Origin of the sequence: Sphingomonas sp. (assembly GCF_031380695.1) — a bacterium.
In the GTDB taxonomy this organism is placed as follows: domain Bacteria; phylum Pseudomonadota; class Alphaproteobacteria; order Sphingomonadales; family Sphingomonadaceae; genus Sphingomicrobium.
This window is the reverse complement of sequence record NZ_JANMWY010000002.1, coordinates 1-3427: the sequence shown is the minus strand read 5'-3', so window position 1 is coordinate 3427 and position 3427 is coordinate 1. Positions and strand designations below refer to the sequence as shown.

The 3427-nt window shown below is 67.4% G+C and carries 4 protein-coding genes and 1 pseudogene; 2 read left to right on the top strand and 3 right to left on the bottom strand.

From position 1 onward, the window contains the following. Positions 1 to 49: 49 nt before the first annotated feature. The 3 genes from RMN84_RS00125 to RMN84_RS00115 are packed head-to-tail and all read right to left on the bottom strand — an operon-like array spanning position 50 to position 2104. Entirely contained in the window at positions 50 to 793 is a 744-nt protein-coding gene (locus RMN84_RS00125) for a thioredoxin domain-containing protein (RefSeq protein WP_309610183.1), read from the bottom strand. 28 nt (positions 794 to 821) lie between these two features. After that, entirely contained in the window at positions 822 to 1550 is a 729-nt protein-coding gene (locus RMN84_RS00120) for a thioredoxin domain-containing protein (RefSeq protein ID WP_309610182.1), read from the bottom strand. Then, on the bottom strand, positions 1550 to 2104 hold the full coding sequence (locus RMN84_RS00115) for a DciA family protein (RefSeq protein ID WP_309610181.1): 555 nt from the start codon (positions 2102 to 2104) through the stop codon (positions 1550 to 1552). Before RMN84_RS00115 ends, RMN84_RS00120 begins: the two co-directional genes overlap by 1 nt. Positions 2105 to 2131: 27 nt before the next feature. Here RMN84_RS00115 and RMN84_RS00110 point away from each other — a divergent pair, with 27 nt between their 5' ends. Continuing rightward, positions 2132 to 3139 carry an A/G-specific adenine glycosylase gene (locus tag RMN84_RS00110; RefSeq protein WP_309610180.1) on the top strand — a complete coding sequence of 336 codons (1008 nt, stop codon included), beginning with the start codon at positions 2132 to 2134 and terminating at the stop codon, positions 3137 to 3139. Then, positions 3129 to 3427: pseudogene (locus tag RMN84_RS00105) on the top strand (hypothetical protein); the annotation flags it as partial. The gene RMN84_RS00110 and the pseudogene RMN84_RS00105, both read left to right, overlap by 11 nt.

Genomic DNA, 3427 nt, shown 5'->3' with positions numbered 1-3427 from the left:
CGGGTGGGGGAACGGGCCGATACCGCACCGGCGAAGCGGACAAACACTCCTAGCTGCCGATCGCCGTCTTGAGCTTGGGCTCGAGCAACTCCCACGTCGCCGTCTCATCAAGCAGAGCGCCATTGATGAGGAAGCTTGGCGTACCCGGAATATTATACTGGGTCACCGCGTCGCTATTCATCTGCACCAGCTTGCTGACTTCCTTGTCGTCGGCGAGGCAGGCGTTGGTCTTGGCCACCGGCACACCGCGCAGGGCGGCAAATTCAGGGAAGCCGGTCAGTGCGCCGATCTGGACGAACTGCTGCTGCGGCGGCAACTTCTGCAGCGCCTCCATCTGCGGCTGCGACACCTTTTGCAGCTTGCTGACCCACTCGGGCTGGGCAGCATAGAGCGCGCGGGTCAGCCCGAAGAAGCTCTTCGGCCCATTGCAACGCGCGACCAGACTGGCGGCGAGGTCATAGGGATCGCGCACGAAATTGCGGTATTCCCAACTGACCTTGCCGTTCTTGACGTAGTTGTCGATCAGCGGCTTGGCGCCGACCTTGTCGAACTCACCGCAGTGCGGGCAGGTCATCGAGCCATATTCGACCAGCTTCACCTTCGCATTGGGATTGCCCATGATGAACCCGCCGGCGGTGCTCGGTGTGGTCACTTGGCTCCAGTCGCCGTCGGCAGGCGGCGTCACCGCCACGGTCGGCTCGGACTTGGCGGCGGTGCTGGTCGCGGCCTTCTTGGTACAGGCGCCGGTCGCGAGCAGAGCGGTGGCGGCGAGGATCAGGGGCAGGGTCTTCATCGGGTCACTTTCGCATGGGATATCTGGGTCAACCGCGCAGCGCGGCGTCGAGGCGGGCCTGGACCGCCCCCCATACCGAGCTTGCACCGGAATAGTCGAGCTTTACGCCGTTGACCATGAAGGTCGGGGTGCCGTTGACATGGTCCTTGTTGGCGGCGTCGGCAGTGCCTTGCGCCAACTTCCTGGCCGCCGTTTCGTTACTCAGACAGGCGCCGATCTTGCCCGCCGGCACACCATGCGCGGCGGCGAAGACGGGAAAACCTGCCGCCTCGCCGATTGCAGCGAATTGCTGCGGCGGGCTCAGCTTGCGGATCGCCTCGAGCCGGTCGGCGGGGATCGCCTGCATCTTCGCCACCCAGTCGGGCTGGGCGGCGTAGAGCGCCCGGAGCAGCGGGAAGAATCTCGCCGCGCCATTGCAGCTGGCGGTCAGCGTCGCCGGAATGTCGAAGCCGTTCAGCAGGAACGAGCGGAATTCCCAGCTGACCTTGCCGCTGCGGACATAGTTGGCGATCAGTGGCGTGACCCCTTCGCCGTCGAAGTGACGGCAATGGGAGCAGGTCAGCGAACCATATTCGATCAGCTTCACCTTGGCGGCGGGGTTGCCCATGACGAAACCACCGGCCGCAGTTGCACTGGCGACCTTGCTCCAATCGGTCGCCTTGGCCGGCGCGGTGACCGAGTGTCGGACGGGCGGCCGAGCCCCAAGCGGCGCGGCGATCGCGAGGGCGGTATGCAGAACAAAACAAACGCGGTTCATCATGACACTTTCGGCAAGTTGATCAGGGACGGGATCGGCGCGGGACGCTCGACCATCGGCGGACCGGTGGTCGCGGCGACCTGTCCGGCCAGCGCAGTCAGGCAGGCGCGCAGTTCGTCGTCGGCAATCGCGCGCAGACCATCGCCAATTTCGGCGGGAACCGGGGCAGGCGATTGGCGCAGCGGCCGGGCGGAGCCGGCGTCGGCGACGCGACCCTGGCGAAACGAGATCCGGGCGACCGCTTCATAGCCGAAGAACCGATTGACCCGCTCGATAATCATCGGCGTCATATGCTGCATCAGCGGCGCATGCGCGCCCTCCACGACCAGGCTGAGCGTGCCGCTCGACTTCTTGCCCGCCGGGAAGCGAATCGATTCGGGAACCGACACGCGGGCATAGCGCTCGCCGACGATTTCCTTCCACCGGCCAACGATCGCGCCCTGGACGAAGCCGAAGCGCTTGAACGCCATGCCGCTGATGTCGCCCGCAATATCGCCGGCGGCACGGGCATAGCCGCGGCGCGGGGTTTCATCGGGGGTGCGCATCTTCGCCATCGCCGCCGTCCATGCCATAGCGCGCCGGTGAGCGCCAATATCGCATCTCGCCTGCTCGAACATTATCGTGCCCACGCCCGCGACCTGCCGTGGCGAGCGGTGCCGGGGGCGGTACGGATGAGCCCCTATCGCGTGTGGCTGAGCGAGGTGATGCTTCAGCAGACCACGGTCGCCACGGTCGCCCCGCGATTCGCGCGGTTCGTCGAGCGCTGGCCGAGCGTCGCGGCGCTGGCGGCGGCGGACGAGACCGAAGTGCTGCACGAATGGGCGGGCCTCGGCTATTACGCCCGCGCCCGTAATCTCGTCGCCTGCGCCCGCGCAGTCGCGGCGCGCGGCGGCTTTCCCGAGACCGAAGAAGGATTGCGCGCCCTGCCCGGAGTCGGCACCTACACCGCCGCCGCTATCGCCGCGATCGCGTTCGGGCGGCGGGCGGTGGTGATCGACACCAATGTCGAGCGGGTCGTCGCCCGGCTCCACGGTCTCGACCGCCCGATCGTCGAGGCGCGCGGCGAGATTCGCGTGATGGCCGACGCTCTTACGCCAGCGCTGGACGCAGGTGACTATGCTCAGGGGATGATGGATCTCGGTGCGACCATTTGCCGACCTAAGGCACCCCGCTGCGGCGAATGCCCTCTGCGCGCCGACTGCGCCGCCTTCGCCAGCGGCACACCCGAGGCGTTTCCCGCGCCCAAGGTCCGCAAGTCGCGCCCCCACCGCACCGGGACCGCCTGGTGGACCGAGCGCAACGGCGCGCTGTGGCTGGTACGGCGGCCGGCGAAGGTCCTGCTCGGCGGGATGGCGGCACTGCCCGGGGATGAATGGGGCGACGCGCCGGTTACCGGGCACGCGCTCGCCAGCGTCGCGCATGGCTTCACCCACTTTACCCTCGACCTCGCCATCATTGCCCGCGCCGAGCCCGTCGGTCAGGGCTGGTGGCAGCCGCTCGACACCATCGCCGAGGCAGGATTGCCGACCCTGTATCGCTACGCCATCGAGGCGGTCCTTGCCCGAAGGAGTGACTTGTATGCAGCCTGAACCCTTTTTTTCCGGACCCGGCCTCGACCGCGCCGATGCGCTTCGCGGCCAGCCCGATCGAGTTGCCGAGCTCGCCCGCCATCCGGCAGCGCGCGCCCTGTCATGGCGCAATGGTGCACCGGCGATCGATGAGGACGGGCGACTTATCTGGCAGCCACCCGATTCCAATGACGCTCTGCTGTTCCTCGGGCTCGACGGCGAGGAGCCGCGCTTCACCGCCCTTCCCGACGGCACTGCCCCGGTCAACAGCCGGGCCCATTTCGGCTTGCTGAGCCAGCTTGGCACGTC

Bases quoted from the DNA above. Each gene is read 5' to 3' on its own strand.
- RMN84_RS00120 (WP_309610182.1), bottom strand. From the start codon at position 1,550: ATGAACCGCGTTTGTTTTGTTCTGCATACCGCCCTCGCGATCGCCGCG.
- RMN84_RS00115 (WP_309610181.1), bottom strand. From the start codon at position 2,104: ATGGCGAAGATGCGCACCCCCGATGAAACCCCGCGCCGCGGCTATGCC.
- RMN84_RS00125 (WP_309610183.1), bottom strand. From the start codon at position 793: ATGAAGACCCTGCCCCTGATCCTCGCCGCCACCGCTCTGCTCGCGACC.